The 2,512-nt window shown below is 38.6% G+C and carries 2 protein-coding genes; one reads left to right on the top strand and one right to left on the bottom strand.

The window, feature by feature from the left end; translation table 11 throughout:
- Positions 1-623: DnaB-like helicase C-terminal domain-containing protein (locus AC1DND_RS25600; protein WP_477585366.1), on the top strand; the 623-nt coding region annotated here is incomplete at its 5' end.
- Between the two features lie 582 nt (positions 624-1,205).
- Here AC1DND_RS25600 and chrA read toward each other — a convergent pair.
- The gene (chrA, locus tag AC1DND_RS25595; RefSeq protein WP_477585364.1) at positions 1,206-2,423 is read right to left on the bottom strand and encodes a chromate efflux transporter; all 1,218 of its coding nucleotides are present in this window, start codon (positions 2,421-2,423) and stop codon (positions 1,206-1,208) included.
- Positions 2,424-2,512: the final 89 nt, after the last annotated feature.

Below are 2,512 nucleotides of genomic sequence, written 5' to 3'. Positions count from 1 at the left end.
CGCCTGCACTAAACATTTTTGAGTTCAGGGCAAAATGCAGAAGATTAAAATCACAATACGATATTCAATTGGTAATTGTCGATTACTTGCAGTTAATGCATGGTAAAGGCGAAGGAAAAGGTGGTGGTAACCGTGAGCAGGAAATTGGTAGTATATCGAGAGCGCTAAAATCGGTTGCAAAAGAACTTGATGTTCCGGTGCTCGCACTATCGCAGTTAAGTCGTGCGGTAGAGAGTAGACCAGGTTTACAGGGAAAACGGCCAATGTTATCCGATTTACGTGAGTCGGGCTCAATTGAGCAGGATGCGGATATGGTATTATTCTTGTACCGCCCTGAATATTACGGCATTACCGAGGATGAGCAAGGAAGATCGCAAGCGGGTATTGGTGAGGTTATCATTGCAAAACACCGTAACGGTGAAACTGGAATTGTACCACTTAAATTCGTGGGTAAATTTGTGAAGTTTACGGATTTGGAAGAAGACTTTAATGCGCCGCCAAGTTCATTTGCGGCTGATCCTTCAGCTGGTATGTACCCATCACAGGATTTTGAAAAACAGAGCAACGTGATTATCCGTCCTTCAAAAATGGACGACTATAATGATGATGATCCACCGTTTTAGGAATTGGCAATGACTATCAGTTAATCTTAGTAAAAATTATTCTACTTTATAGTAGAAGATTTTAGCTTTTTTGAAGTGCTTTACGCGTTAATCTTTTTTACCTTCTACTTCTGCTAACATTGACAGACCAAATAGAAAAATCGTCATTGCGAGGAGGCTTTTTCAGCCCTCGAAGCAATCTTTATGGCAAGGATCACTAGCGTGAAAGATTGCTTTGTCGTTCCTTGTCGCAATGACGATTCCTCACATCCTATCAAAAAAACTACTGTCATTTATAATTTATGCAATAAATTATCCCTAAGCATGACAAAAAAGGATTTCAGATGCAATAAAGTGTAAAAACTATAGGCACTGGCACGGAAAACCGACCTAGTAGCAGAGAACCACCCAATCTAAACCCGATAAAACGAATGCTCCCGATTTAAGCACTGTATATTTTATTTTTTATTGTGTGCTTGCTTGTTTCACAGGTTTCGTCGGAGCAGCAGTGATAGCGGGACTGCATTAGCCCAAAGTTTACTGCCTTTGCTTTCCAAATTTTAACAATTTTTCTATAAACTCGATATTGATATTTATCTTATACTAAAATAAATATCCAATTAATATACCTGCCAATACAATAACAGGTGGACTAACTTTAGTAAAATTTAACAACAAAAATGTAGCGACCATAATCCCTAAAAATATCCAGTTAAAGCCCATTGGTATTAAGAGTAGCACAAAAGCAGCAATAATAAATCCAACGCTAACAGCATTGATTCCTGAAAGGCTATGACGGATCCGTGAGATCTTTTTCAGATCGTCCCAAAACGGTACAATAAATAAAACGAGGATTAGTCCGGGTAAGTTGATGCCGATAACCCCAATCAATCCTCCTAAAATTTGGCCCCATAATCCGTAACCAAAATTCTTCATGCTTAATGCGCCTAAGTAGCTCGTAAAAGAAAATGTTGGACCAGGTAAGGCCTGCTGTAATGCAAAACCTGATAAAAATCCAGATGAAGGCAAATAATGTTTCATCTCTACAAACTCGGTAAACATCAAAGGAACAAGCACTTGTCCGCCCCCAAAAACCAATATTCCGTTACGATAAAAGTTTTCGAGCAAACGAATCGGTAAACTAAAGGGCGATGTTCTGTTTATAATTGCACCTACCAAGGCAAATAAAAGTAAAGCACCTAGAAAGTAGACCAGTTTTTTAGGATTGATATTTGAAAAAAGTTTAACCCTTAACTCTGCTTCCTCTTTTGGGGTTTCGATGGCTGAAGAGATCATTCCGCCTATCAATATCGATAATGGAAACACATAAGCATTTCTTAAAACTAATGTGGCAATAACCGAAGCAATGGCAAGGAATATAGAAACCTGAGAGGATAAAACCTTTTTACCAAGTTTCCATGCACCATAAGCTACAATACCCAGTGCAATTGGCTGGATATATTCTAAAATATCGTTAAATTTTTGTTTTTGATCCAGTAAAGCATAACTGATTGCAGCAAAGGTCATTATGGTTGCTGTAGGTAAAATCCAGATCAGGAAAGTAATAATGGCCAGTTTAAGTTTTCCAACTTTCCAGGCTATCCCAACCAGGGTTTGGGTGGATGCTGGCCCGGGGAGTACCTGTGCCAGTGCATTTAACTCTAAAAGTTCTTCCTCAGAGATAAACTTAGTGCTCTGAACAAAGTATTTAAGCAACAAAGCAAGGTGTGCTTGTGCGCCTCCAAAAGAAGTAAATGTAAAAAAGATTACGTTTCTAATAAATAACCACTGTTTTTTTGCAGCTATGGGTTTTGTTTGCATTAGCTCAAACTGAAAATTGATACCTTTTAACTGAACTAATCGTCTTCATAATCTAATCCGGCAGCGGTATTGTACGCGCCCTGTAATTC

Source organism: Pedobacter sp. 01N416 (genome assembly GCF_056399685.1).
The sequence above is the reverse complement of the archived record's forward strand: the minus strand, read 5'-3'. Positions and strand labels throughout refer to the sequence as shown.

Bases quoted from the DNA above. Each gene is read 5' to 3' on its own strand.
- chrA (WP_477585364.1), bottom strand. From the start codon at position 2,423: ATGCAAACAAAACCCATAGCTGCAAAAAAACAGTGGTTATTTATTAGA.